This window comes from Clostridium sardiniense (genome assembly GCF_050584765.1).
Lineage (GTDB): Bacteria > Bacillota > Clostridia > Clostridiales > Clostridiaceae > Clostridium > Clostridium sardiniense_A.
Genome location: NZ_JBNOOR010000001.1, coordinates 39,049 through 65,179 on the forward strand (window position 1 = coordinate 39,049; position 26,131 = coordinate 65,179).

Annotated in this window: 26 protein-coding genes and 1 pseudogene; 24 read left to right on the forward strand and 3 right to left on the reverse strand. The window is 29.7% G+C overall.

All coding sequences use genetic code 11. The features are described 5' to 3' along the window. The first annotated feature begins 38 nt into the window (after window positions 1–38). The 9 genes and pseudogenes from ACQPUW_RS00180 to rho all read left to right on the forward strand — a co-directional run bounded on the left by ACQPUW_RS00180 (window position 39) and on the right by rho (window position 10,853). Entirely contained in the window at window positions 39–884 is an 846-nt protein-coding gene (locus ACQPUW_RS00180; RefSeq protein ID WP_430835501.1) for a cyanophycinase, read from the forward strand. Further along, window positions 856–3,462, forward strand: coding sequence for a cyanophycin synthetase (gene cphA / locus ACQPUW_RS00185; protein WP_430835503.1), 2,607 nt, complete (start codon window positions 856–858; stop codon window positions 3,460–3,462). Before ACQPUW_RS00180 ends, cphA begins: the two co-directional genes overlap by 29 nt. Before the next feature lie 166 nt (window positions 3,463–3,628). Continuing rightward, window positions 3,629–4,471, forward strand: a complete 843-nt coding sequence (gene ispE / locus ACQPUW_RS00190; protein ID WP_430835504.1) for a 4-(cytidine 5'-diphospho)-2-C-methyl-D-erythritol kinase — start codon at window positions 3,629–3,631, stop codon at window positions 4,469–4,471. Between the two features lie 66 nt (window positions 4,472–4,537). Then, window positions 4,538–5,128, forward strand: a pseudogene (gene spoIIR, locus ACQPUW_RS00195) (stage II sporulation protein R); the annotation flags it as partial. Window positions 5,129–5,452: 324 nt separating this feature from the next. After that, a complete protein-coding gene (locus ACQPUW_RS00200; protein ID WP_430835505.1) occupies window positions 5,453–6,442 on the forward strand; it encodes a tRNA 4-thiouridine(8) synthase ThiI in 990 nt (329 codons plus the stop codon). Window positions 6,443–6,456: 14 nt separating this feature from the next. After that, window positions 6,457–6,870, forward strand: a complete 414-nt coding sequence (locus tag ACQPUW_RS00205) for a DUF1934 domain-containing protein (RefSeq protein ID WP_221861086.1) — start codon at window positions 6,457–6,459, stop codon at window positions 6,868–6,870. A 128-nt stretch (window positions 6,871–6,998) separates the two neighbouring features. Beyond that, on the forward strand, window positions 6,999–7,292 hold the full coding sequence (locus tag ACQPUW_RS00210; protein ID WP_430835507.1) for a hypothetical protein: 294 nt from the start codon (window positions 6,999–7,001) through the stop codon (window positions 7,290–7,292). Between the two features lie 204 nt (window positions 7,293–7,496). Further along, window positions 7,497–9,104: a CTP synthase gene (locus tag ACQPUW_RS00215; RefSeq protein ID WP_430835508.1), complete on the forward strand. Its 1,608-nt coding sequence runs from the start codon at window positions 7,497–7,499 to the stop codon at window positions 9,102–9,104. A 261-nt stretch (window positions 9,105–9,365) separates the two neighbouring features. Beyond that, on the forward strand, window positions 9,366–10,853 hold the full coding sequence (gene rho, locus ACQPUW_RS00220; RefSeq protein WP_430835509.1) for a transcription termination factor Rho: 1,488 nt from the start codon (window positions 9,366–9,368) through the stop codon (window positions 10,851–10,853). 40 nt (window positions 10,854–10,893) lie between these two features. On the opposite strand, the gene ACQPUW_RS00225 is transcribed toward rho, so the two are convergent. Both ACQPUW_RS00225 and rpmE read right to left on the reverse strand, forming a co-directional pair. Continuing rightward, a complete protein-coding gene (locus ACQPUW_RS00225; protein WP_430835510.1) occupies window positions 10,894–12,000 on the reverse strand; it encodes an MGDG synthase family glycosyltransferase in 1,107 nt (368 codons plus the stop codon). A 120-nt stretch (window positions 12,001–12,120) separates the two neighbouring features. Next, window positions 12,121–12,327 carry a 50S ribosomal protein L31 gene (gene rpmE / locus ACQPUW_RS00230; RefSeq protein ID WP_430835511.1) on the reverse strand — a complete coding sequence of 69 codons (207 nt, stop codon included), beginning with the start codon at window positions 12,325–12,327 and terminating at the stop codon, window positions 12,121–12,123. A gap of 175 nt (window positions 12,328–12,502) precedes the next feature. Here rpmE and ACQPUW_RS00235 point away from each other — a divergent pair, with 175 nt between their 5' ends. The 8 genes from ACQPUW_RS00235 (at window position 12,503) to upp (ending at window position 19,369) form a co-directional block, all read left to right on the forward strand. Further along, window positions 12,503–13,090, forward strand: coding sequence for a thymidine kinase (locus ACQPUW_RS00235; RefSeq protein WP_430835512.1), 588 nt, complete (start codon window positions 12,503–12,505; stop codon window positions 13,088–13,090). 14 nt (window positions 13,091–13,104) lie between these two features. Continuing rightward, window positions 13,105–14,877 (forward strand): peptide chain release factor N(5)-glutamine methyltransferase, encoded by a 1,773-nt coding sequence (prmC, locus tag ACQPUW_RS00240; RefSeq protein WP_430835514.1) that lies wholly within the window; start codon window positions 13,105–13,107, stop codon window positions 14,875–14,877. 49 nt (window positions 14,878–14,926) lie between these two features. After that, on the forward strand, window positions 14,927–16,009 hold the full coding sequence (prfA, locus tag ACQPUW_RS00245) for a peptide chain release factor 1 (RefSeq protein ID WP_430835515.1): 1,083 nt from the start codon (window positions 14,927–14,929) through the stop codon (window positions 16,007–16,009). 59 nt (window positions 16,010–16,068) lie between these two features. Beyond that, a complete protein-coding gene (locus ACQPUW_RS00250) occupies window positions 16,069–16,656 on the forward strand; it encodes a hypothetical protein (protein WP_430835516.1) in 588 nt (195 codons plus the stop codon). A gap of 16 nt (window positions 16,657–16,672) precedes the next feature. Next, window positions 16,673–17,716 carry an L-threonylcarbamoyladenylate synthase gene (locus tag ACQPUW_RS00255; protein WP_430835517.1) on the forward strand — a complete coding sequence of 348 codons (1,044 nt, stop codon included), beginning with the start codon at window positions 16,673–16,675 and terminating at the stop codon, window positions 17,714–17,716. 20 nt (window positions 17,717–17,736) lie between these two features. Further along, window positions 17,737–18,189 carry a low molecular weight protein arginine phosphatase gene (locus ACQPUW_RS00260; RefSeq protein WP_430835518.1) on the forward strand — a complete coding sequence of 151 codons (453 nt, stop codon included), beginning with the start codon at window positions 17,737–17,739 and terminating at the stop codon, window positions 18,187–18,189. 72 nt (window positions 18,190–18,261) lie between these two features. Beyond that, window positions 18,262–18,711 carry an RpiB/LacA/LacB family sugar-phosphate isomerase gene (rpiB, locus tag ACQPUW_RS00265; protein ID WP_430835519.1) on the forward strand — a complete coding sequence of 150 codons (450 nt, stop codon included), beginning with the start codon at window positions 18,262–18,264 and terminating at the stop codon, window positions 18,709–18,711. Between the two features lie 28 nt (window positions 18,712–18,739). Next, complete coding sequence (gene upp, locus ACQPUW_RS00270) at window positions 18,740–19,369, forward strand: uracil phosphoribosyltransferase (RefSeq protein WP_430835520.1); 630 nt, start codon at window positions 18,740–18,742, stop codon at window positions 19,367–19,369. A gap of 97 nt (window positions 19,370–19,466) precedes the next feature. On the opposite strand, the gene ACQPUW_RS00275 is transcribed toward upp, so the two are convergent. Further along, window positions 19,467–19,961 carry a deoxycytidylate deaminase gene (locus tag ACQPUW_RS00275; RefSeq protein ID WP_430835521.1) on the reverse strand — a complete coding sequence of 165 codons (495 nt, stop codon included), beginning with the start codon at window positions 19,959–19,961 and terminating at the stop codon, window positions 19,467–19,469. Between the two features lie 212 nt (window positions 19,962–20,173). On the opposite strand from ACQPUW_RS00275, the gene ACQPUW_RS00280 reads away from it, so the two are divergent. The 7 genes from ACQPUW_RS00280 to atpA all read left to right on the forward strand — a co-directional run bounded on the left by ACQPUW_RS00280 (window position 20,174) and on the right by atpA (window position 26,109). Further along, entirely contained in the window at window positions 20,174–21,352 is a 1,179-nt protein-coding gene (locus ACQPUW_RS00280; protein ID WP_430835522.1) for an acetyl-CoA C-acetyltransferase, read from the forward strand. Window positions 21,353–22,170: 818 nt separating this feature from the next. After that, window positions 22,171–22,533: an ATP synthase subunit I gene (locus ACQPUW_RS00285; protein WP_430835523.1), complete on the forward strand. Its 363-nt coding sequence runs from the start codon at window positions 22,171–22,173 to the stop codon at window positions 22,531–22,533. Between the two features lie 4 nt (window positions 22,534–22,537). Then, on the forward strand, window positions 22,538–23,188 hold the full coding sequence (locus tag ACQPUW_RS00290) for a F0F1 ATP synthase subunit A (protein ID WP_204595499.1): 651 nt from the start codon (window positions 22,538–22,540) through the stop codon (window positions 23,186–23,188). A gap of 58 nt (window positions 23,189–23,246) precedes the next feature. Beyond that, window positions 23,247–23,492, forward strand: a complete 246-nt coding sequence (atpE, locus tag ACQPUW_RS00295) for an ATP synthase F0 subunit C (protein ID WP_204595500.1) — start codon at window positions 23,247–23,249, stop codon at window positions 23,490–23,492. 70 nt (window positions 23,493–23,562) lie between these two features. Further along, window positions 23,563–24,042, forward strand: coding sequence for a F0F1 ATP synthase subunit B (locus ACQPUW_RS00300; RefSeq protein WP_204595522.1), 480 nt, complete (start codon window positions 23,563–23,565; stop codon window positions 24,040–24,042). A gap of 2 nt (window positions 24,043–24,044) precedes the next feature. Then, on the forward strand, window positions 24,045–24,584 hold the full coding sequence (locus ACQPUW_RS00305; RefSeq protein WP_430835524.1) for a F0F1 ATP synthase subunit delta: 540 nt from the start codon (window positions 24,045–24,047) through the stop codon (window positions 24,582–24,584). 10 nt (window positions 24,585–24,594) lie between these two features. Further along, window positions 24,595–26,109, forward strand: coding sequence for a F0F1 ATP synthase subunit alpha (gene atpA, locus ACQPUW_RS00310; protein ID WP_430835525.1), 1,515 nt, complete (start codon window positions 24,595–24,597; stop codon window positions 26,107–26,109). Window positions 26,110–26,131: the final 22 nt, after the last annotated feature.

Here is a 26,131-nt window from a genome sequence, read left to right on the forward strand (position 1 = left end):
AGGAAATAATAATAAACGCATGATTTGAGGTGAATATTATGAAATCTAAATTAAACTATGATTTGGTTGTTATAGGTGGAGCAGAAGATAAAGAAGGAAGAAAAAAAATCCTAAATGAAGTATGCGATTTAATTAATAAAGATAGAGATTTATTATTAGTCGCTACAATAGCATCTGAAATTCAAGAAGAAATGGAGGATGTATATAATAAGGTCTTCAGAGAAATAGGAGTAAAAAATATAGAGTTTTTAAATATAGAAGATAGGGAAGAAGCTTATTTAGAAAAAAATATAGATCTTATAAAATCTTCTAAATTAATATTTTTTACAGGTGGAGACCAATTAAAAATAACTAGCCTTATAGGAGGAACTCCATTAAACAAAGCGCTTATGAATGGGATGCATAGTGGAAAAATAATAGTAGGAACATCAGCGGGAGCATCTGTAATGAGTGGAACTATGATCTTAGAAGGAGATGATGAGGAGTCACCTAAAAAACATAGTATTAATATGTGTCCAGGACTTGGACTTATTGAGAATGTTGTTATTGATCAGCATTTTATTCAAAGAGGAAGAATAGGGAGATTATTAACAGGTATAGCTGAAAATCCAGAATATTTAGGAATAGGAATAGACGAAGATACAGCTATAATCATTGATGAGAGAAAAATACTTAAAGTTATTGGAAATGGTGCAGTATACATAATTGATGGAACTGGAATAAATCATACAAATGTGTCAGAGCAATTTAGAGATAAAACATTAAGTATATTTAATGTTAAGTTACATGTACTAATTGAAGGAAATAAATTTGATCTAATTAATAAGATACCTTTTGAGGAGGAAGTATTTAGAGATGAAGATAAAAGGGATAAGGATATTTAATGGAAGAAATATCTATTCGCATAGAAAATGTATAAGAATGGATGTTGATTTAGAGGGATATTCTGAGACACCAAGTAATAAAATAGATGGCTTCAATGATGAACTTTTAAAACTCTTACCTATTCTAAAAGAACATAGATGTGGTATAGATACTGAGGGTGGGTTTGTTATAAGATTAAATGAAGGTACATATCTATCACATATTTGTGAGCACATGGTAATTGGAATGCAAAATATGTTAGGTATGGATGTTTCCTATGGTAAGGCTAGGGAATGTGAAGGAGAGCATTATTATATTATTTATGAATTTATGTATGAAAATACGGCAGTTGAAATAGGAAAATTAGCTGTTGATTTAATAAATTCATTAATAACAAAGAAAAGTATAAATTTTGAAGAGAGATTAAAATTAGTTAGTGATATATTAAGTAAAGAATCAATAGGACCAAGTACGGAAGCTATAAAAGTAGCTGCTGAGAGAGTTGGGTTACCTGTTTTTGAAATAGACAAATCAGGATATTATCAGATAGGATATGGAAAACAAGGTCGTATTATAGAAGCTACTATAGGGTCAAATACTACATGTATTGGAGCAGATATAGCATGTGATAAGATGTTTACAAAAACGTTATTAAGGAGCCAGAGTATACCAGTTGCTGAAGGAGAAAAAGTATATAATATAATAGGTTTATTAAAAGCAGCTGAAAGTATTGGATATCCAGTTGTATTAAAGCCGCAATGTGGTAATCAAGGTAAGGGCGTATTCTTAAATATCAAAAATGAAAAAGAGCTTATAAAAGTTTATAACAAACTATCAAAGGAATATAAAGATATAATAATAGAAAGATATGTAAGTGGAAATGATTATAGAGTATGCGTAATAAACAACGAAGTTGTTGCAGCTTCACTAAGAGTTCCACCAAAGGTTTTAGGTGATGGAAAGAGAAGCATAAGTGAACTCATAGAAGAGTTAAATAATGATCCTCTAAGAGGGGATGATCATGAAAGACCTTTAACTAAAATTAAGATTGATGATGATATGAAGGAACTTCTTTTAGAATCAGGATATAAACTAAGTAGTATTCCTAAAGTAGGTGAAGAAGTAATCCTAAGAAGGAATGCAAATCTTTCTACTGGTGGAATGGCTATAGATTGTACTGATGAAATATGCGAAGAAAATAAAAGATATTGTATAAAAGCAGCAAGGATTATTGGCTTAGATATCTGTGGAATTGATATAACAGCTTTAAGTATAGGAGAATCTATAAAAGAGCAAGGTGTGGTAATGGAAGTAAATGCAGCACCAGGAATAAGAATGCACCACTATCCATCAAGTGGAGAACCAAGGGATGTAGGAAAGGCTATACTAGAGCATTTATATAATGGAAAGCCTAGAAATATTCCTGTAATAGCTATTACAGGAACTAATGGAAAAACTACAACAACTAGACTTATATCATATGTATTAAATCTTATGGGAAATACTGTTGGTATGACATCTACGGAAGGCATCTATATTGGAGATGAATGCATAGATATAGGTGATGATACAGGTTATGAAAGTGCAAAATCAATTCTATTAAACAAAGATGTGGATGTTGCGGTACTTGAGACAGCTAGAGGTGGAATGATAAAGAAAGGATTAGCTTATGATTTAGCCGATGTTGGAGTAGTAACTAATATAACTGAAGATCATCTAGGACTTAATGAAATATACACAATGGAAGATTTAAGTTTTATAAAATCATTAGTAACTGAAGCTGTAAAACCAAGTGGACACTCTGTAATAAATGCAGATGATAATTGGAGTAGAAATTTAATAGATAGAGCTAGAGGGGAGATAATATATTTTTCCAAAGATAAGAATAATAGCTTAATACAAAAAAATATACTTGATGGAAAGAAGGCTGTATTTATAGATGACGGTATTCTTTGCGTAGTTAATAATAATAAAAAATATAATGTGCTAAAGGTTGATGATATACCAATAACGTTAAATGGTAGCTTAATATTTAATGTTGAAAATGCACTAGCAGCATGTGCAGCGTTAGTAGGAGTTGGCATAGATTACTGCATGATAGCTAGAGGATTTAATAAGTTTAAATTAGATTATGAACATAATGCTGGTAGATTTAATATATATAAATTAAATGGTAGAACTATTATATTAGACTACGGTCACAATGTAGATGGATTTAGGGCTATATTTGAATCTTTAAAATCTATGAATTTTAATAAGTTAATTGGAGTTATTGGCATTCCAGGTGACAGAAATGACGAAATGGCAATTGATATAGGAAAAATAAGTGATAAAAATTTAGATTTTATTATAATAAAAGAAGATATTGATAAGAGAGGAAGAAAGCCAGGAGAAATTGCTAATCTAATAGAAAATGGAATATCTGATAAAAATAAGTATAAAATTATTTTGGAAGAACCCGAGGCTCTTAAAGAAGCTATAAGAATTAGCGAAGAGGGAGATGTTATAGTAGTATTCTTTGAAGAATTACAGCCTTTGATGAAGGTTGTTGAGAATTATAGAGACGATAATGAAAAAGAAGAATTGGTTAATTTATAAATATTTAAATTAAAGATTAGACATATAATATTTTTTAATTATTCTATAATCCGTTTGAATGATTAAATCATTATATGTCTAATCTTTTTATATTACAAAAATAGACAGAGAGAATTAGCTATGATAAAATATGAGATAACATTGACAGAGGGAAGGGATATGTGTAATGAAAGCAAAGGCATATGCTAAGGTTAATATAGCATTAGATGTTATTGGAAAAAGAGAAGATGGATATCATTTATTAAGAATGATAATGCAAGCAATAGATTTATACGATGAGATATTGATAGAAAAGATAGATAAGGGAATAAAAATAAATTGTAATAAGCCATATGTACCAACTGATGAAAGAAATTTAGCTTATAAGGCAGCAAGGCTATTTATGGATAAATTTAATATTAAATCAGGAGTTAACATAACAATCAACAAAAACATACCAGTTTCTGCTGGGTTAGCTGGTGGAAGCACAGATTGTGCAGCTGTATTAAAACTCATGAATAAGATGTTTAAGACTAATCTTAGTGATCAAGAATTGATGGATTTAGGTGTTAAACTGGGTGCGGATGTTCCTTACTGTATAATTGGAGGAACAGCACTTTGTGAAGGCATAGGGGAGAAGATAACTAAGTTAAAACCATTCAAAGATAAAATATTAGTTTTAGTAAAACCTCCTTTTGGTGTTTCAACAAAGGTAGTATATCAAGAGTTTGATTTGTCAAAAGTTGTATTCCATCCTAATGTAGAAGGGCTTATTAAAAACATAGAAGAAGATAATTTAAAATATGTAGCAAGTAATATGAAGAATTTACTTGAAAATGTTACTCTTGCAAAGTATAAAGAGATAATTTCCATTAAACAATCAATGATTGAATGTGGATCAATTGGAAGTATGATGAGCGGAAGTGGTCCAACTGTATTTGCGTTTTTTGATGATATGGTTAAAGCACAAAAGTGTTATGATATAATGAAAAAGAAATATAAAGACGTATGCATAACAAGAACAATATAAAATAAATATATATGTATAGAACTCCTTTAACTGGTAATAATGATTACTAGTAAGGGGGTTTTTATTATGAAAAAAGTATTTTATGCATTTATATTAATTATAATTTCAATGTTATTTTCAGGGTGTACAAGCAGTGAAGTAGGTAACTTAAAGGTAGATAGTGAAATCACTTATGATTATGATAGTGTGCAAGATGAAATAATTAGATTTCACGTAATTGCAAATAGTGATACTGATGAGGATCAGGAACTAAAACTTAAAGTGAGAGATGAAGTAATTAAGTTCCTTACACCGTTACTAGATGAGTCATCAAGTATAGAAGAATCTAGAGAAATACTTAAAGGAAATGATAAGAAGGTTATTGATATAGCTAAAAGAGTTATAAAAGAAAATGGATATAATTATAGTGTTAAAAGCGAACTTTCAAGAGAGAATTTCCCAGAAAAGATATATGGAAATATAGTATTACCACAAGGAGAATATGAAGCCTATAGAATCCTAATAGGAAAATCATCAGGACAAAATTGGTGGTGTGTTATGTTTCCGCCATTATGCTTTGTAGATGTAACTAAAGGTGAGGTCGCATATAATGAGACAGAAAGACAAATGAATAAAGTTGTTGAAAATAAAAATAAATCTGTAGAGAAAAATGATAGTAAAAATAAATCTGTAGAGAAAAATGATAGTAAAAATAAATCTGTAGAGAAAAATGATAGTAAAAATGGAAATAGTAAAGAGAATGATAAGGATAATAAAATAGATGAAGAAGTTAATAAAATAGAGGATGATACAAAGATAGATGAAAAAAAAGAGTATAATATTAAATTTAAGATTGTAGAAGTTATAAAAGAATTATTTTAATAGTTACCTTAAAAATTAACTTGATAAAACTAATGAAGAATCATAAACTATAATTTGTAACAAATTATGAATTTGGGATAGTTAAAGTTTAAATAAACTAATTATTAGGAGGAAATTTTAATGACTAGAGCACTAGCTATGATATCAGGTGGATTAGATAGTATATTATCAGCAAAATTAATCAAGGATCAAGGAATAGAAGTAATAGGAATATGTTTTAAATCATATTTCTTTGATGAAGAAAATGCTAAAAGAATGACTGAACAAATAGGCATACCTTTAGAGGTTGTTGACTTTTCAGTTGAACATTTTGAAATGGTTAAAGATCCTAAAAATGGATGGGGAAAAAATATGAATCCATGTATAGATTGTCATGCTATGATGATGAGATATTCAGGAGAATTAATAAAAAAATTTAATGCAGATTTTATAATAACAGGTGAAGTTTTAAATCAAAGACCAATGTCTCAAAATAGACAAGCTTTAAATAAAGTTAGAAAAGAATCAGGTTTTAAGGATATTATACTAAGACCTTTATGTGCAAAAAATTTAGATGAAACTGAAATGGAAAAATCAGGGTTAGTAGATAGAGAAAAATTACTTGATATATCAGGAAGAAGTAGAAAAGTACAAATGGAACTTGCAGAAAAGTGGGGAATAAAAGATTATCCATCACCTGCGGGAGGATGCAGATTAACAGAGCCTAACTACTCATTAAGACTTAAAGAATCACTTGAAAGAAATGGTGATGTATCTCCAAAAGAAATAGAATTATTAAGATTTGGAAGACATTTTGTTAGTGAAAATGGTTGTAAGATAATAGCTACTAGAACTAAAGATGAGGGTGACAGAATAAAAAATGTTTTAACTAAAGAGGATTTAGTATTATATCCAACAAGTCATAATGGTGCTATGATAGTTATAAGTGGAAAGTATAATGATGAAGATAAGGAATTAGCAGCTAAGATAGCAGGCAGATATTGCAAGGGGAAAGACCTAGATGAGGTAGAAATATCTTATGGAAAATTTGGATGTAAATTTGACGGAACTTTAAAAGTTAAACCAGCTAGTGAAGATGAGATAAATAAGTACATAATACAAGGTAAATAAGGAGGTATAACATTTTGGAAAAAAAGGCGATTATTAAGATAGTTAGTAATGCTACTATGGAAAATGAAGAACTCATAGAAGTAGTTACTCCAGGTAGCTTAAAGAATGAGAATGATGAAATAATTGCAATGTATAAAGAGACTGAGATATCTGGAATGAATGGAACGGATACAAAGCTTAGAATTGGTGATGAATATATCATTCTTGAAAGAGAAGGAAGCACAACAACAAAAATGCATTTTGAAAAAGGTAAACCATCTGTTTGTTTATATAATACACCTTATGGAATGTTAGAATTAACAATTGATACTAAAGAGTTAAAAATAGATATGACAGAAGATGGCGGGAATGTTGAGATAAAGTATGAAATGCAAGTAGAGGGGCAACCATCATTTAAGACACAATTAAAATTAGATATAAAAGCATAATAAAATCACCTTACTAGATTACGATTACGTTAATTTGGCAGGGTGATTTTTTTATAAACTTCGTTTAAATTAAATCTTGTCTATAAAAATCAAAAGTGGGAATAATTTAATAAAAGGAGGGAATGTGTATGATTAATGAGGAAAAATATTTTAGAATAATAAAACAAGTATGTGCCTTTAATAACATATCTAAAGAAGAATTATTGGATATATTAAAGGAAAAAGATATGAAATACTTACTGATTTTATTTTTGAAAAAATATGATTGTTGGAGTGAAGAGGAATTAAAAGAAGTTTTAAATGTTAAAACACGAAAAAGCATACATTATAACTACCAGAAAGCTGAAGAAAAATTATTGATAAATAAGAAATTTAGAGATAAATATTTTGAAATAGAGAAAAAAATAGACGCAGAATTATAAAGAAAATAAGAAATGAACAAAATATAAATAAAAAATGACTAGATATTAAAAAATAAATGTGATACTATATTATCTATGTTATTTAAAGAGAATTGTTTTAGCACGAATACCCCATAAATGAAATTTATGGGGTAATATCTATTATAACTTTGGATAGTTTATATGTCAATAAAAAAATAAATTTTCTCATAGGGAGGAACTAAAATGAACAAAAGAACTAAGTATGTATTTGTAACAGGTGGAGTTGTTTCAGCATTAGGAAAAGGAATTACAGCAGCATCACTTGGAAGATTATTAAAAAATAGAGGGGTAAATGTATCAATACAAAAGTTTGACCCATACCTAAATGTAGATCCAGGAACAATGAGCCCATATCAACATGGAGAAGTATTTGTAACTGATGATGGAGCGGAAACAGATTTAGATTTAGGACACTATGAAAGATTCATCGATGAAAACTTAACTCAAAATAGTAATGTTACTACTGGTAGAATATATTGGTCAGTTATATCAAAAGAAAGAAGAGGGGAATACTTAGGTGGAACAGTACAAGTAATACCTCATATAACTAACGCTATAAAAGAAAAAGTTTATAGAGTTTCAAAAGAAAGAGATGTTGATGTTGTTATAACAGAAATCGGTGGAACAGTTGGAGATATCGAATCACAACCTTTCTTAGAAGCAATAAGACAAGTTAGAAGTGAAGTTGGATCTGAAAATGTTTGTTTTATACACGTTACATTAGTTCCATACCTTGGAAAAGCAGGAGAACTTAAAACTAAACCAACTCAACATTCAGTTAAAGAGTTAAGAAGTATCGGTATACAACCAGACATAATAGTATGTAGATCAGAAAAAGAATTATCAGATGATATTAAAAATAAGATAGGTTTATTCTGTAATATGGATGGAAAATCAGTTATCCAAAATTTAGATGCTGAACATCTTTATGAAGTACCTTTAATGTTACATGCTGAAGGGTTAGATAATTTAGTATGTGAAAAATTACACCTTGGATGTAAAGACATTGACAATAGTGAATGGATAGACATGGTTCAAAGAATTAAGAACTTAGAAAATGAAGTTACAATAGCGTTAGTTGGTAAATATGTTGAATTACATGATGCGTACATATCAGTAGTAGAAGCCTTAAGTCATGGTGGTCTTGCAAATAACACTAATGTAAAAATTAAATGGATAAATTCAGAAGAATTAGAAACTCAAGATGTAGACAAAGTTTTAGCTGGAGTAAATGGTGTTTTAGTTCCAGGTGGATTTGGAGATAGAGGTGTAGAAGGTAAGATAGAAGCTATAAGATGGGCTAGAGAAAATAAAGTACCTTTCCTTGGAATTTGTCTTGGAATGCAATGTGCAGTAATTGAATTTGCAAGAAATGTTGTAGGTCTTGAAGGTGCACACAGTTCAGAATTAGATCAAGAAACAAAATATCCAGTTATAGATATTATGCCAGAACAAAAGGATATAGAAGATTTAGGTGGAACAATGAGACTTGGATTATATCCATGTAAGTTAGATGAGACAACAAAGGCTTATGATTCATATAAAGATGAAATCATATATGAAAGACATAGACATAGATATGAATTCAACAATGAATTTAGAAAAGAAATTACTGAAAGTGGTATGACAATTTCAGGAACAAGTCCAGATGGAAGATTAGTTGAAATAGTTGAAATAGAGGATCATCCATGGTTTGTTGCAGCTCAATTCCATCCAGAATTAAAATCAAGACCAAATAGACCACATCCGTTATTTGATGGATTTATAGAAGCTGCTTTAAAAGAAAAGTAAAATAAATTATTATATATAATAAAGGTATTCTAAATTTTTAGAATACCTTTATCTATTTTAGGAGAAGATTATAAATATAATTATTATAAAATGAATCTTTTTAATTAATTATAAACAAATACCCTAAATACCTTGCAAACATAAGGGTATTGAAGGATAATAAAATAAAAGTCAAGTTATCTAAGAATCTTACCTTGAGAGTTCCCTAAAGAGTGAATTTAAGTTTTATATAAATATTGAACTAAATATGGAGGTGTCATTTTGACAAGAGAAGTTTACGAAGGTATGACCTTAGCAAGTTTAAAAGAAGTTGCTAAAGAGTTGAATATAAAAAATATATCAAAATATAAAAAAAGTGAATTAATAGATGAAATTATAAAGAATAAAGTAAATTCTATAGAAAAAAATGGTGTTATATTAAAAGAAAAGATATCACCTAAGCCTAGAGAAATCAACACTCAAAGTAATCAAAATAATTACCCAAATCAACAAAATAATTATTCAAATCAGCAAAATAATTATCAGAATACAAATAGAAATTACACTCAAAGTGAGAGAAATCATACACAAAGTGATAGAAGATATAACAATCAAGGAGATAGAAACCATAATCAAAATGATATGGCTCAAGCTGTTACAGTATCAGGTATATTAGAGATTCAAGAAAATAATAGCTTTGGATTTTTAAGAGGAAAGAATTGCTTAAGTAGTAATGAAGATGTGTATGTATCCCCAGCTCAAATTAGAAGATTTAACCTATCAACTGGAGATAAATTAGAAGGTAAGGTTAGGGAGCCTAAAGAAGGAGAAAAGTTTAAAGCATTAATATACTTAGAAAAAGTAAATGATGAGAATCCTGAAAAGGCTGTAGGAAGAACTAAGTTCGAAAAATTAACTCCAATATATCCAAAGGAAAGAATTAGACTTGAACTTAAGGGAGAAAATGATCTTTCAACAAGATTAATGGATATAATTTGTCCTTTGGGAAAGGGACAAAGAGGTATGATTGTTGCACCACCGAAGGCTGGTAAAACAACACTTTTAAAGAAATTAGCTCAGAATATATCAAAAAATTGTCCGGAAGTTAAGCTTATAGTATTACTTATAGATGAAAGACCAGAAGAAGTTACAGATATGCAAAGATCGATAAATGGAGAGGTGATGTATTCAACATTTGATGAAGAACCTCAAAATCATGAGAAGGTATCAAAAATGGTATTAGAACATGGTAAAAGAAGAGTTGAGCAAGGTCAAGATGTTGTAATTCTTTTAGATAGTTTAACAAGACTTTCAAGAGCGTATAATTTAACAATTACTCCAACAGGAAGAACATTAACAGGGGGATTAGATCCTGGTGCATTAATAATGCCTAAGAAGTTCTTTGGGGCTGCAAGAAATATCGAACAGGGCGGTAGTTTAACAATTCTTGCCACAGCTCTTGTAGATACAGGTTCAAGAATGGACGATATGATATTTGAAGAATTTAAAGGTACTGGTAATATGGAGGTACACTTAGATAGAAGACTTCAAGAGAGAAGAATATTCCCAGCTATAGATATTTATAAATCAGGAACAAGAAAAGAAGATTTATTATTGAGCAATGAAGAAAGAGAAGTTGCATTTGCAATTAGAAAAATAATGTATACAGATGGAAATGTAGATAATGTAACAGAAAATCTAATTAAAATGCTAGGTAAAACTAAAGATAATGAAGAGTTTATAAGAGTATTTGAAAAAAATAATATTTAGAAGAAAAAGACTGATACAAAAAGTTAAATGACTTTTTGTATCAGTCTTTATTACTAATTAAATGATTTACTAAATCAACTATTGAAGATGATGAATATGTATCTGCTAAAGATTTTAATTTATTTTTCATTTCTTCAAGAATAGCTGGGTTTTCAATTAATGAATCTATTATAGGATTAATTTCTTTCATATCATTTACGTGGAATGCATATCCCTCTTTAGTAAGAAATTCAGTATTCTCTTTCTCTTGCCCAGGTATTGCAAACGGTATTATTAAAGGTAAATTTTTTGCGATTGACTCAGTAACCGTAAGTCCTCCAGGTTTTGAAATTATAACGTCTGAATATTCCATAAATGAAGATATGTCATTTGAAAAACCTAATATATGCAATTTTTTATCTTTATATTCTTTAGTGCAATGTTTCATTAAATTATGCTTTAAGTTTTTATTATTTCCACAAACAACTGTAATTCTAAGTTTATTATCATTTTTTAATAATTCATCAAGAACATAAGAAATATCTTTTAACCCCATACTTCCACTCATAAGTAATATATTAAAGTATTCTTTGCCCTTTATATGAGGAATATTTTTATCTCTATCAAAAAAAGATTCTCTTATAGGAATACCAAAAGGGAAAATTCTATCTTTTTTTATATTTTTATTTATTAAAGATTGCTTAGTATAGTCACTTCCTGTTATATAAGCATCAACATTCTTTCCTATATATGTATAATGTGCCTTAAAATCTGTAACAACTGAAATGAAAGGTATGTTTAAGCCTTCTTGTTTTAGTTTATCCATTATACAGATACATAAAGGGTGAGTGGATATTATTATATCGGGTTTTTTTAAGCTAATTAGATTAGCAAGTCTCTTTTTCACAAATAAAAAAGGTATATTATCTAGCGTGTTTATAAATCTATTATTAGTTAGTTTATAAAGAAAACCATAAATACCTGGAAAACTCATTGCAGATACTTCATATCCACCTACTACAGCATTTATTAAGAACTTACTACTATTACTTAAAAAGTCATAACTTATGCATTCATAATCGTTTTTTTGAAGCAATTCGCTAAGTGATTTAGCTGCTTGATTATGTCCCTGCCCAGTAGAAGTAGTTAATATAAGAACTCTCTTCATTCAATTCACTCGCTTCATATAATTTTTTATATAAATATAGTTTAACATTATTTCAGTATAATTAAAATAAATTTAGCAAAAAAGAAAATGGGAAAGACTTGAAGTCTTTCCCTAAATTTCTTATTTTTTAATGTTGAATCTCTTGTTGAATTTATCAACTCTTCCACCAACATCAACGATTTTTTGCTTACCAGTGAAGAATGGGTGGCATTTAGAGCATATTTCTACTTTAAGTTCATCTTTAACTGAACCAGTTGTAAAAGTATTTCCACATGCACACTTAACCACTGCGTCGTGATGGTATTCTGGATGTATGCCTTCTCTCATGTTTTTCACCTCTTTGTGTTTTAGTTTTATTGTAGCATTGTACAATAAATAACTACTAGAGTATATCATAGGAATATAGCACAGTCAATAAAAGACAAAATTAAAAAAAACTTTTTATAAAGGTGCATAAATGCTATAATCATTATTAACTGAAATGTAGAAGGAGAGAAAAGGATTGAGTAAATTATACTTTAGATATGGGGCTATGAATTCAGGAAAATCAACGCATTTAATGCAAGTTGCTCATAATTATGAAGAAAGAGGAATGAGAGTTTTATTAATGAAACCATCAACAGATAAAAAAGGTGGTAATAAACTTGTTTCTAGATTGGGAGTAGTTAGAGATGTTGATGTTTTAGTTCAAAATGATGAAAATATTTGTAATATAGTTAAAAACAATGTTAAAGAGTATGGGAAATTACATTGCATTTTAGTAGATGAAGTCCAATTTATGAAAAAAAATCAAATTGATGAATTATTTGAAGTTGCAGTAACACTAGATATTCCTATAATATGTTATGGTCTAAGAACTGATTTTAAGATGGAAGGTTTTGAAGGAAGTAAAAGACTACTATTAATTGCACACAGTATAGAAGAGATGAAAACTATATGTAAATGTGGTAGTAAGGCTGTAGTTAATGCGAGAAAGATAAATGATAGGTTTGTATTTGAAGGTCAGCAAGTTGCTATAGATAATATAGGTGATGTTCATTATGAATCATTATGTGGAGAGTGTTACTTTAAATATAAGAACCAAAAATAAGGAGGGGATATATATTGAAGAAATGTGATGTGGGTGGTCAAGCTGTCATCGAAGGTGTAATGATGAGAGGAAATAAAGGAATGGCAACAGCTGTAAGAAAAGAAGATGGTAACATCGAAGTTGAAGTCAGAAAAATTACACCAATTACAAAAAAATACAAGATATTAAATATGCCATTTATAAGAGGTGGCTTTATACTTATAGATTCTTTAGTACAAGGAATAAAATCATTAAATTATTCAGCATCTTTTTTTGAAGATACTGAACCTTCAGCTTTTGAAGATTGGCTTAAAAAGAAATTTGGAGATAAAAGCAATGATGTAATAATTACTTTTACAATGTTTATTTCATTTATACTTTCAGCATTTTTATTTATTGCAATACCTACAGGAGTTGCTTCGCTTTTTTCTAAACTTAATATATCTAGCATAGGTCTTAATATGATAGAAGCAGCTATTAGAATAGGAATATTACTATTATATATGTGGGGAATTAGTAAATTAGACGATATATATAGGTTATTTCAGTATCATGGTGCTGAACATAAGACTATATTTTGTTATGAATCTGGAGAACCTTTAAAGGTTGAAAATGTAAAGAAATACTCAAGGTTTCACCCAAGGTGTGGAACAAATTTTTTATTTCTTATAATGTTTGTAAGTATAATAGTTTTTGCCTTTACTGGATGGGGAAGTTTTTGGGAAAGGCTATTACTTAGAATAATACTAATACCAGTTGTGTCAGGAATAACTTATGAGCTTATAAAGTGGCTTGGAAAGTCTGATAATAAGCTAGCAAAAATTATTGCAGCTCCAGGATTAAAATTACAAGAGATTACAACAAGAGAGCCAGATGATTCTCAGATAGAAGTTGCAATTAGATCTTTAAGAGCGGCTGAAGGATTACCGGAGGAAGAAATGACAATAACAGAACTTTTAGATGAAGGAACAAAAATATTATTAGATGTAGATAAGGAAAATGCAAGATTAGATGCTACATTATTATTAGGACATATAATAGGTAGAGATAGGCTTTATATACTAACTCATGGTGAAGAAAATATAAATAATAATGATAAGAAAAAGTATCTAGAGCTTATAGAGAAAAGAAAGTTAAAGATGCCAATTAAATATATTTTAGGTTCTTGTGAATTTATGGGTTTAGATTTCTATGTTGAAGAGGGCGTATTAATTCCTAGAGGAGATACAGAAATATTAGTTGAAGAAGTTTTAAATCATATAAGTGATGATGAGAAGTTAGATGTATGTGATTTATGTTCAGGGAGTGGTGCAATTGGTATATCACTTGCACACTACAGAAAAAATATTAATGTAGATTCAATAGATTATTTTGAAAAACCAGAAGAAATCACAATTAAAAATATTAAAAAACATAAATTAGAAGATAGAATGAGATTTATTAAAAGTGACTTACTGGAAGCTGTTATAGATGAAGATAAGAAATATGATATCATTGTTTCAAATCCTCCATATATAAAGGAAGAAGAAATAAGAACTTTAATGGATGATGTTAAAAGATACGAACCTCACAGTGCTCTAAGCGGAGGAGAAGATGGACTTATTTTTTATAGAAGAATAGTTAATGAAAGTAAAATTCTTTTAAAGGGAAAAGGAATATTAGCATTTGAGATTGGGCATGATCAAGGAGATGAGGTAAAAGCTCTTATGGAAGGAAATAATTTTAATGATGTAAGAGTTATAAAGGACTTAGCAGGACATGATAGAGTAGTTATAGGATATTTTACCCTTATTGAAAAAGGATTATAATATGTGATATAATACTTAAATATGAAATTAGATAGTACGGAGTGATAAAATGTTATTAGATAAATTAGCATTCATAGAAAACAAGTATGATGAATTATCAGTAAAGATTAGCGATCCTTCAATTATGGCAAACCAAAACGAGTGGAGAAAACTATGTAAGGAACATGCCGATTTAGAAATAATAGTAGGAGCTTACAAGGAATACAAAAAAGTTATAGAAGATTTACAAGATAACAAAGAAATGCTTGAAATTGAATCAGATAAAGAAATGAAAGAAATGCTTCATGACGAAATTAATGAACTTAAGAACAGAGAAGAAGAATTAGAACAAGAAATTCAAATTTTACTATTACCTAAAGACCCAAATGATGATAAGAACGTATTTGTAGAAATAAGAGCAGGTGCAGGTGGAGACGAAGCAGCGTTATTTGCAGCTAATCTTTTCAGAATGTATACAAGATATGCAGAAAACAATAGATGGACTGTTGAACTTATGAGTACTAATGAAACGGGAATTGGTGGACTTAAAGAAGTTGTATTCATGATTAAAGGTAATGGTGCATACTCAAGACTTAAATATGAAAGTGGAGTTCATAGAGTACAAAGAGTTCCAGATACAGAATCAAGTGGTAGAATACATACATCAACTGCTACAGTTGCAGTATTACCAGAAGTTGATGATGTAGAAGTTGAAATTAATGATAAAGATATTAAGTTTGATGTATTTAGAGCATCAGGTAATGGAGGACAATGTGTTAACACAACTGACTCAGCGGTAAGACTTACACACATACCTTCAGGAATAGTAATATCATGTCAAGATGAAAAATCACAGCTTAAAAATAAAGAAAAAGCTATGAAAGTTTTAAGAGCAAGACTGTATGAACAAGCAGAAGCTGAAAGAGCAGCGGGAATTGCAGAAGATAGAAAATCACAAGTTGGTACAGGGGATAGAAGTGAAAGAATAAGAACTTATAATTACCCACAAGGTAGAGTTACAGATCATAGAATAGGATTAACTCTTTATAAATTAGAAATGTTCTTAAATGGAGATATAGATGAAGTTATAAATGCACTTATAACTGCTGACCAAGCTGAAAAAATGAAACAAATGGGAAATACAGAGCAGTAATTTTAAAAAAGCCTTGCATTGATAATGTAAGGCTTTTAGAATATATAAAGGAGCAAAGTATGGATATTTATAAAGCATTAAAAAAAGAAAAAAAAGCCATAAAAAGATTTTACATATATATGGGTATATTAGCTTTGTTATTGCCAGCTACATTATGGCTAACAGGTATCAAAACAAAATTTTTTATATTTTATGTGCTGATTTTAGAGCTTTTAATAATACTTGCTGTTTTAAAAAAAAGAGATTATACAAAGCTTGAATTTAAATATAAAAATAATAGATTAAAGTTTACGAGTGGATTATTTAGCCAAACTAATACGATATTATGTGATACTATAGCCATAGTTCATACTGATGGTATTGAAGATTATATGAAAATAATATTAGTTAGTAATGCAAAAGTTAGAAATAGAAGAATGAAGCTAATATCAAAAGGATTTTTAAAAAGATATCCCGAAGTAGCTGAACTATACGATAAGATAAAAAGATTAGATCCAGATGAAATTTACTATTTTCAAATAGTGAAGAAAGGTGGATTAAAGAAATATCCTTTTCTAGATGAGGTATTTAAATATTGTGTTAAGGCGGACTACACTGAAGCTTGTATTGAAAATATAAAAATTGCGCGTGGGCAAACTTTAAGTTAGAAAGAAGGAATTAACTTTGAAAACAAAGATTGCTACTTTAGATGGAACTAATGATATAAAGTACATAAAAGAAGCGGCACAAGTTATAAAAGATGGAGGAGTAGTTGCATTTCCAACTGAAACCGTATATGGATTAGGAGCAAATGCTTTAAAAGAAGAATGTGTAGAAAAAATATTTATAGCAAAGGGAAGACCACAAGATAATCCTTTAATTATACACGTTGCTTCAAAAGATATAAGTGAATATGCAAAAAATATTCCTGAGGTTGCAACTAAATTAATGGATAAACTTTGGCCAGGACCAATGACATTAATATTAGAGAAAAAGGATATAATACCTATGAAGACAAGTGCAAATCTAGAGACTATAGGTATTAGAATGCCATCAAATGAAGTGGCATTAGAACTTATAAAGGAATCAGGAGTTCCTCTTGCAGCACCATCTGCTAATATAAGTGGAAGACCAAGTCCAACAGACATTGAAAGATGTATTGAAGACCTTACAGGGAGAGTAGATTATATAATTGGTGGACAAAAGAGTGAAGTTGGGTTAGAATCTACTATAGTGGATTGCACTGTATATCCTCCAGTAGTTTTAAGACCAGGTGGAATAACTTTAGAAATGCTAAGAGAAATAGATAAAGACATAGTAATTGATAAAGGATTGCTTAATAATTCAGAAGAATTTAAACCAAAAGCTCCAGGCATGAAGTATAGACACTATGCACCAAATGCAAAGCTTAAAATTATAAGAGGAAATAAAGAAAAAACTATTGAAAAAATTAATGAAATGGTACAAAATTATATAGATGATGGAAAGAGAGTAGGAATACTCATAACTAAAGAGAATAGTCATAGATATCCTAAGGGAGAAAAGGTTATTCTTGGGGAAGAAAACAATTTAGAAGAAATTGCATCAAATCTTTTTGAAGCCTTAAGATCTTTTAATGATCTAGATGTAGATATAATACTTGCAGAGGCTTTTAGTGAAGAGGGCTTAGGTGTTGCTATAATGAATAGATTAAGCAAGGCAGCAGGCCATGATGTTATAAATGTGTAATAGTGTTTGGAGGTTTTTTTATGAAAGTACTCTTCGTATGTACAGCAAATACATGTAGAAGCCCAATTGCAGAAGAAATATTCAATAAATTGAATAGTGATACAAACTTAAAAGCTAAATCAGCTGGCATTACTATTGTTCCAGGAAGCTTCGTGACTGAAAATTCGGTGGAATTAGTAAAAGAAGAATTAAATATAGATATTCAGCATAAAGAAGCTATTCAATTAAATAGGAATATGCTTGAAATGGCTGATATTGTTTTAACAATGACTAATTACGGTAGAGACTTTATAAAAAATAATTATCCAGATTATAAAGACAAAGTATTTTCAATATGTGAATATGCTGGCGTTAAAGGGGAAATAACTGACCCTTACGGCAGCACAATTTCTGTTTATCATAAAATATATAAAGAGTTAGAGGATATAATTCCTCGTATAATAGCTAAATTAAAGAAAGATGGAAGTGTGTAATATTTTTATTACATGCTACACTTTCTTTTTTTATAAATTAAAATACTTATGAAAATAATTGGAGGTGGCGTTATGAAAATAGCATTAGGATCAGATCATGGTGGATATAATCTAAAAAATGAAATTATATCATTTTTAAAAGATAATGGATATGAAATAAAGGATTTTGGTACTTATAGTACTGAATCATGTGATTATCCAGAATATGCACAAAAAGTTGCAGAAGCTGTTGCAGCAAAAGAATTTGATTTTGGAATATTAGTTTGTGGAACAGGTATAGGAATAAGTATAGCTGCAAATAAAGTACCAGGAATTAGAGCAGCATTATGTTCAGATACTTTTAGTGCACATGCAACTAGACAACATAATAATGCAAATATTCTTGCTCTAGGTGAAAGAGTTGTAGGACCAGGTCTTGCAATAGATATAGTTAAGACATTCTTAGCTTCAGAGTTTGAAGGTGAAAGACACCAAAAGAGAATAGATAAAATCTCTCTTATAGAAGAAAAATATAATAAATAATTAATTAATATATTGGAGGAATTTAAAAATGAGTAAAGTTACAGAAATCAATCATCCATTAATACTACACAAGTTAGCATTTATAAGAAGTAAGGAAACAGGTTCAAAGGATTTTAGAGAATTAGTTTCAGAAGTTGCGATGTTAATGGCTTATGAAGTTACAAGAGACCTTCCAACTGAAAATGTTGATATAGAAACACCTGTATGTAAAACAAAATGTAAGATGTTAGCTGGAAAGAAGCTAGCTATTGTACCAATATTAAGAGCTGGACTTGGAATGGTAGATGGTGTTTTAAAACTTATACCAGCAGCTAAGGTTGGACATATTGGATTATATAGAGATGAAGAAACACTACAACCAGTTGAATATTTCTGTAAGTTACCTCAAGATATAGCAGAAAGAGAAATAATCGTTGTAGACCCAATGCTTGCAACTGGTGGATCAGCTGTAGATGCATTAACTATGCTTAAAAATAGAGGAGCAAAGTGCTTAAAGTTAATGTGTTTAATTTCATCACCAGAAGGAATAAAGGCAGTAAAGGAAGCGCATCCGGATGTTGATATATTCGTTGCTGAAATAGATGAAAAATTAAACGAGCATGGATATATAGTACCAGGTCTTGGTGACGCTGGAGATAGATTATTCGGAACTAAATAGTTTCTTTGATTTATAATTAGTAAAATAAATAATAAAATCCCCTATTTTATAAGAAATAGGGGATTTTATAGATATTATAATTTTAAATATAAGAATTTTAGATATCATCTACATCAAATGAAAGTTCAATTTTTTTAACAGATGGCACAAGCTCCGTTAATCTCACACCAGCAGACTCAAACATTCTTTTTGATGCCTTAACTACATCTGTATCAGAATATTTATTGCTTAAATAAATTACTTCCTTTATGCCACTTTGAATAATAGCTTTAGCACATTCATTGCAAGGGAATAGTGCAACATAAAGTTTTGCATTTTCAAGTGAAACACCCCTATTATTTAAAATAGCATTAAGTTCTGCATGCACAACATAAGGATATTTAGTTTCTAGGAAATCACCATCTCTTTCCCATGAATAGCTATCATCTGAGCAGCCAAATGCAAATCCATTATAACCAACAGATAATACTCTATTAGTAGGACTTACAATACATGCCCCAACTTGTGTACTCGGATCTTTACTTCTTTTAGCTGATAAAAGTGCGAGTCCCATAAAATACTCGTCCCAAGATATAAAATCAGTTCTTTTCATAATAGAAACTCCTTCATATAAAAAATTATGTAATTTATTAATATTATAATATAAAGGTAGGAAAAAGGGAAAAAATCATCTAAAAAAGTATTTGTTTAAAATTTAACAAAAAACTATTGATTATTATTAAAGTAATGGTTATAATAAAAGTATGTTAAGACTTTAACAAAGATTAAGAAATTTGTTAATTATAAATTTGGGAGGTTTTATTAATGAGAGATGTAGTAATTGTAAGTGCAGTAAGAACAGCACTAGGTTCATTTGGAGGATCATTAAAGGATGTTCCTGCAGCAGATTTAGGTGCATTAGTAATAAAGGAAGCAGTAAAGAGAGCTGGAATAAAACCAGAAATGGTAGAAGAAGTTTTAATGGGAAATGTTATTCAAGCAGGTCTTGGACAAAACGTTGCTAGACAAGCTACAATAAAAGCAGGTCTTCCAAACGAAGTTTCAGCAATGACTATTAATAAAGTATGTGGATCAGGATTAAGAGCAGTTAGTTTAGCAGCTCAAATGATAAAAGCTGGAGATACAGATGTAGTTGTAGCTGGTGGTATGGAAAATATGTCAAGAGCACCATATCTTTTAGACACTGCAAGATGGGGTCAAAGAATGGGTAACGGAAAAATGGTTGACTCAATGATAAATGATGCTTTATGGGATGCATTTAATAACTACCACATGGGAGTTACTGCTGAAAATATAGCTAAAGAATGGAATTTAACAAGAGAAGAGCAAGATGAATTTGCTGTAGCTTCTCAAAACAAAGCAGAAAGAGCTATAAAAGAAGGAAGATTCAAAGACGAAATAGTTCCAGTTGTAATACCACAAAGAAAAGGAGAACCAAAAGTATTTGATACAGATGAATTCCCAAGATTTGGAGCAACTATAGAAGGATTAGGAAAATTAAGACCAGCATTCCAAAAAGAAGGAACAGTTACAGCTGGTAATGCTTCAGGTATAAATGATGGAGCAGCTGCATTTGTAGTAATGAGTGCTGAAAAAGCAGAAGCATTAGGACTTAAGCCAATGGCTAAGATTCTTTCATACGGATCAAGAGGATTAGATCCAGCTATAATGGGATACGGACCATTCCATGCTACAAAGAAAGCTTTAGAAGGAACTGGACTAGAAGTTAAAGACATAGACCTTATAGAAGCAAACGAAGCATTCGCAGCTCAAAGTTTAGCAGTAGCTAAAGATTTAGGATTTGACATGAGCAAAGTTAATGTAAATGGTGGAGCTATAGCTTTAGGACACCCAGTTGGAGCTTCAGGAGCTAGAATATTAGTTACATTACTTCACGAAATGGAAAAGAGAGATGCTAAAACAGGTTTAGCTACACTTTGCATAGGTGGAGGAATGGGAACAGCATTAGTTGTTGAAAGATAATTATAAAAAAATATAAGTATAATTATACAAATATACCTTAGAATTTTATTCTAAGGTATATTTTTTTATTAGTTTAAAGAAAGCCACCTTCTATGCGAGTGGCCATTAAATGATTATAGTATTAATACTGTATTCTTCTATTTAGGAATATATCTTAGTTTTTAGTTATATTCTTAAATGCGTTGTAAAGGTTTAACAAATATATAGACAGTTTTGATTAAAAACGAATATATATGTTTTAGGCATATAGTCGCAGTGCAACCGTACATTTTACGGGTTTATGACTTGTGAATAAATATAAAAAATTATACTACAAATTTATGAAAACATTTAAAAAAAATCGAGAAATAATAATAATAAATTAAAAAAGCTATAAAAATCTCAATTTTACATACAATAAATATGAATAAAGTGAAAACAGTATTAACAATATAATAATGCATTGAATAAGAAGAAAATTTTTTATTCAAACTTGATACTGTTTTAACGGAGTTATTATTATACTTATATATGATATATATATCAAAAATAGGAAATAACATCAAATATTTTAAAATTTCTATTGGAAATACCAATTTATTACGACTATTAAAAAAAGAGGTGATTTCAGAATATTCAGAAAATTGAATAGATAACAAAAATTCAATTCGTAAAATGTGAAAAATAGAATAAAACGGATATAGTAGCAGTAAACATGAATTATTGGAAGATAATTTTGTTTAAAAATCAAAAAATAACAAATTTTAATTAGAAATCAAGTTTTGGACAAAAAAATATATAAACTATAATTAAGAATATAATTGCCGAGGGGGTAAATTATGGTTGGAAATTTAAGTGGAATACTTAGACAAACTTTTAAAAGTAGTGGGATCATTCTTACTGCGGGACTTATAATTACATATTTAATAAATGCAAATTACTGTTTCCCATTTTTGATGGGATCAATTATTAGTATTTTAAATTTCTTAATAAGTGGTGCAGTTACTGAGAAGACTATTAATAGTGACATGAGCTTAAAAGGTATTATGCTTATGGTTAGTTTTGTAATAAGAATAATAATGGTAGCAATAGTAGGATTGTTATTATTGCAAAACCAATTCAATATAGTATTTTATCTTATTGGATACATGTCCAACTTCATTTCTCTATTCATGGCAATTAAATATGAAGAAAGGAAGTGATTGAGTGGAAGCGTTATTTAAAGAAATTGGCTCTACTGTGTTACAACAATGGGGAATAATTATTATAGTAGCCATTGTTTTGATACTAATGACAAGAAATCTTTCCGTAGTACCTAAAGGAAAAAGTCAATCAATAATTGAGCTTTTTGTTGAAGGAATTAGTAATTGGACTAAGAACACTATGGGAGATAAATACACAGGATTTGCAGCTTATATCGGTGCGTTAGTTCTTTTCTTATTCTTTATGAATATAACTGACCTTATAGGTTTAAGACCACCAACAGCAGATTACAGTGTTGCATTAGTACTATCATTAACAACATTCTTAATGGTTCAAATAAATGCAATCATAAAGAATGGCGGTTTTGGATATCTTAAAGGATATATTCACCCAAGCCCAGCTTTATTACCTATCAATATACTAGAGAGAGTAATGCTGCCAGTTACATTAAGTTTCAGACTTTTCGGTAACATTACAGTTGGAGTAGTAATTGTTGAATTGCTATTACAAGCATTAGGTAACTTAACTTGGTTTGCTCAATTAGCTATCCCAGTGCCATTTATGGCATACTTCGATTTATTTGACGGATTTCTTCAAACATTCATCTTTACTATATTAACAATGATTTATATAAAGATGACAGCAGAGGAGTAGCCAAAAAAAATCAATTTTTAGTCAGAGAAACTTTTAAAGTATTAAGGAGGAATTATTTATGACTGGAGCAGAATTTATAATAGGAATGCGTGCAATAGGTGCAGGTCTTGCAGTTATTGCAGCAGTAGGTGCAGGTGTTGGTATTGGTAATGCAACAGCAAGTCTATTAAAAAGTATAGCAAGACAACCTGAAGCAAGTGGTAAACTTATGTCAACATACTTCATTGGTTGTGCCTTAGCAGAAACAACAGCAATATACGGATTACTAATTTCATTCATCTTATTATTTGTTGGTATCCACTAAAATTTGAATACTATAAAAAAAGTAGGGTTTTAATAAGCCTGGAAGGGAGGCTTTAAATTTGGAAATTAATATGAATATTAACATACCAGAAATGATAGTAACACTAGTAAATCTACTTATATTATTTTGGTTAGTTAAACATTTTGCTTTTGATAAAGTAAATAAAATCTTAAAACAAAGAAAAGATCTTATTGAAAATACAATAAGTAAAGCTGATGAAGACTTAGAAAAAGCAAGAATATTAAAGCTTCAAAATGAAAGAGAAATCAGTTCAGCTAAAGAAGAAGGAAAAGAAATTGTTAGTCAATATAAGACTAAAGCAGACAATGTTTATAAAGAAATAGTAGAGGATGCTAGAAGAGAAGCAGGAACTATTATTGATAAGTCTAAAGTTGAAATTAATAGAGAGCGTACAAAGGCTCAAGCAGAGATTAAAACACAAGCAGTAGAGCTTGCTGTATTCCTTGCAGAAAAAGCACTTGGAGACTCAATTGATGAAAAGAAGCATAGAGAACTTATAGACGATTATATAAGCAAGGTAGGTATGTAATTATGTACGAATATTTAGATCGTAGATATGCTTTAGCTTTATATAAAGTAGCAGAAGAAAAAAATAAAGTCGAGGAGTATCTTGAGGACTTAAGAGAGATTTGCGATATTATTGATAACAATAAAGAATTTTACGAAGTCATTAAATACCCTCAAATAAGTACAAGACAGAAAAAGAAAATTTTCATTGATTTATTTAAGGGTAAAATTGATGAGGAATTATTATCATTTTTACTAATACTTATTGAAAAAGGCAGAATCTTATATTTAAGAGAAAAGCTTAATCAAATGGAACAAATCCATTTAGAAAAAGAAAACAAGGTAATTGCAAAAGTTAAAAGTGTTATAGAACTTACAGAAGATGAGACTTCAAGGCTAAAAGAAAAGCTAGAGAAGAAATATAACAAGACAGTAATTATAGAACATGAAATTGATAAGAGTATAATAGGTGGACTTTATGTAAGAGTTGGAAATGATGTTATTGATGGATCAATAAAATCAAGACTTGAAGACATGAGAGCCTTAATGCTTAAGATGGAATAGAGGTGAAACCATGAATATCAAACCAGAAGAGATTACTTCTATAATCAAAAATGAAATTGAAAAGTACGATAAACAAATTAAAACAATAGATTCAGGTACAATTATTCAAATTGGTGACGGTATTGCGAGAGTATATGGTTTAGATGATTGTATGGAGGGTGAATTATTAGAATTCCCAAATGATGTTTATGGTATGGCATTAAACCTTGAGCAAGATAATGTAGGATGTGTTTTACTTGGTTCTGAAGAAGGAATCAAAGAAGGAGATGTCGTTAAAAGAACTGGTAAAATTGTTGAGGTTGGAGTTGGAGCAGAGTTAATAGGTAGAGTTGTAGATGGCTTAGGAAATCCTATTGATGCAAAAGGTCCAATAAAACCAGAGGCATATAGACCAATAGAAGTTCATGCTCCTAGTATCCTAGATAGAAGCTCAGTTAATGAACCATTACAAACAGGAATAAAGGCAATTGACTCAATGATTCCAATTGGTAAGGGACAAAGAGAACTTATCATAGGAGATAGACAAATAGGTAAAACAGCTATCACTATAGATACAATCATTAACCAAAAGGATAAAGATGTAATCTGTATATATGTAGCAATAGGTCAAAAACAATCAACAGTAGCACATATAGTGAATACATTAACAGAATTTGGTGCAATGGATTATACAACTGTTGTTGCTGCAACAGCTTCAGAATCAGCACCATTACAATATTTAGCACCTTATGTTGGATGTTCAATTGGTGAACATTTCATGCATCAAGGAAAAGATGTATTGGTTATATATGATGACTTATCAAAGCACGCAGTTGCTTATAGAACAATGTCATTACTACTTAAAAGACCACCAGGTAGAGAAGCGTACCCTGGAGATGTATTCTATATTCATTCAAGATTACTTGAAAGAGCAGCTAAGCTTTCAGAAAAGAATGGTGGAGGTTCATTAACTGCACTTCCAATTATAGAAACACTAGCAGGTGACGTTACAGCATATATCCCAACTAATGTTATATCAATAACAGACGGTCAAATATTCTTAGAAGCAGATCTTTTCTATTCAGGACAAAGACCAGCTGTTAATGCAGGTATTTCAGTATCAAGAGTTGGGGGTAACGCTCAAATTAAAGCTATGAAACAAGTTTCAGGTACTTTAAGATTAGAGCTTGCCCAATATAGAGAATTAGCATCATTTGCTCAATTTGGATCAGATTTAGATGCTGATACTTCAAGAAGACTTGAAAAAGGTAAGAGAATGGTTGAAGTTTTAAAACAAAACCAATACTCACCAATGTCAGTTCAAAATCAAATTATGATTCTTTATGCTGCAGTAAATGATTATTTATCAGATATAAAGGTTGACGATATAAGAAAATTCGAAAAAGATTTCTTAGAATACATGGATACTCAATATAGAGAAGTAGGAAAAGAAATAGTAGAAAAGAAAGTTTTAACTGATGAATTAAAAGCATCACTTGAAAAAGGAATCACTGAATTCAAAAAAATATTCTTAAATAACGCATAGCTTATAAATTAAGCTATGCCAT

What these genes read in the sequence shown, in the direction of transcription:
- ACQPUW_RS00210 (WP_430835507.1), top strand. Translation starts at nt 6,999, where the DNA reads ATGATTAATGAGGAAAAATATTTTAGAATAATAAAACAAGTATGTGCC.
- ACQPUW_RS00260 (WP_430835518.1), top strand. Translation starts at nt 17,737, where the DNA reads ATGAAAGTACTCTTCGTATGTACAGCAAATACATGTAGAAGCCCAATT.
- cphA (WP_430835503.1), top strand. Translation starts at nt 856, where the DNA reads ATGAAGATAAAAGGGATAAGGATATTTAATGGAAGAAATATCTATTCG.
- atpE (WP_204595500.1), top strand. Translation starts at nt 23,247, where the DNA reads ATGACTGGAGCAGAATTTATAATAGGAATGCGTGCAATAGGTGCAGGT.
- atpA (WP_430835525.1), top strand. Translation starts at nt 24,595, where the DNA reads ATGAATATCAAACCAGAAGAGATTACTTCTATAATCAAAAATGAAATT.
- ACQPUW_RS00200 (WP_430835505.1), top strand. Translation starts at nt 5,453, where the DNA reads ATGACTAGAGCACTAGCTATGATATCAGGTGGATTAGATAGTATATTA.
- ACQPUW_RS00250 (WP_430835516.1), top strand. Translation starts at nt 16,069, where the DNA reads ATGGATATTTATAAAGCATTAAAAAAAGAAAAAAAAGCCATAAAAAGA.
- ACQPUW_RS00285 (WP_430835523.1), top strand. Translation starts at nt 22,171, where the DNA reads ATGGTTGGAAATTTAAGTGGAATACTTAGACAAACTTTTAAAAGTAGT.
- ACQPUW_RS00275 (WP_430835521.1), bottom strand. Translation starts at nt 19,961, where the DNA reads ATGAAAAGAACTGATTTTATATCTTGGGACGAGTATTTTATGGGACTC.
- rpmE (WP_430835511.1), bottom strand. Translation starts at nt 12,327, where the DNA reads ATGAGAGAAGGCATACATCCAGAATACCATCACGACGCAGTGGTTAAG.
- upp (WP_430835520.1), top strand. Translation starts at nt 18,740, where the DNA reads ATGAGTAAAGTTACAGAAATCAATCATCCATTAATACTACACAAGTTA.
- ACQPUW_RS00215 (WP_430835508.1), top strand. Translation starts at nt 7,497, where the DNA reads ATGAACAAAAGAACTAAGTATGTATTTGTAACAGGTGGAGTTGTTTCA.
- rpiB (WP_430835519.1), top strand. Translation starts at nt 18,262, where the DNA reads ATGAAAATAGCATTAGGATCAGATCATGGTGGATATAATCTAAAAAAT.
- ACQPUW_RS00280 (WP_430835522.1), top strand. Translation starts at nt 20,174, where the DNA reads ATGAGAGATGTAGTAATTGTAAGTGCAGTAAGAACAGCACTAGGTTCA.
- ACQPUW_RS00225 (WP_430835510.1), bottom strand. Translation starts at nt 12,000, where the DNA reads ATGAAGAGAGTTCTTATATTAACTACTTCTACTGGGCAGGGACATAAT.
- ispE (WP_430835504.1), top strand. Translation starts at nt 3,629, where the DNA reads ATGAAAGCAAAGGCATATGCTAAGGTTAATATAGCATTAGATGTTATT.
- ACQPUW_RS00300 (WP_204595522.1), top strand. Translation starts at nt 23,563, where the DNA reads ATGAATATTAACATACCAGAAATGATAGTAACACTAGTAAATCTACTT.
- ACQPUW_RS00180 (WP_430835501.1), top strand. Translation starts at nt 39, where the DNA reads ATGAAATCTAAATTAAACTATGATTTGGTTGTTATAGGTGGAGCAGAA.
- ACQPUW_RS00305 (WP_430835524.1), top strand. Translation starts at nt 24,045, where the DNA reads ATGTACGAATATTTAGATCGTAGATATGCTTTAGCTTTATATAAAGTA.
- prfA (WP_430835515.1), top strand. Translation starts at nt 14,927, where the DNA reads ATGTTATTAGATAAATTAGCATTCATAGAAAACAAGTATGATGAATTA.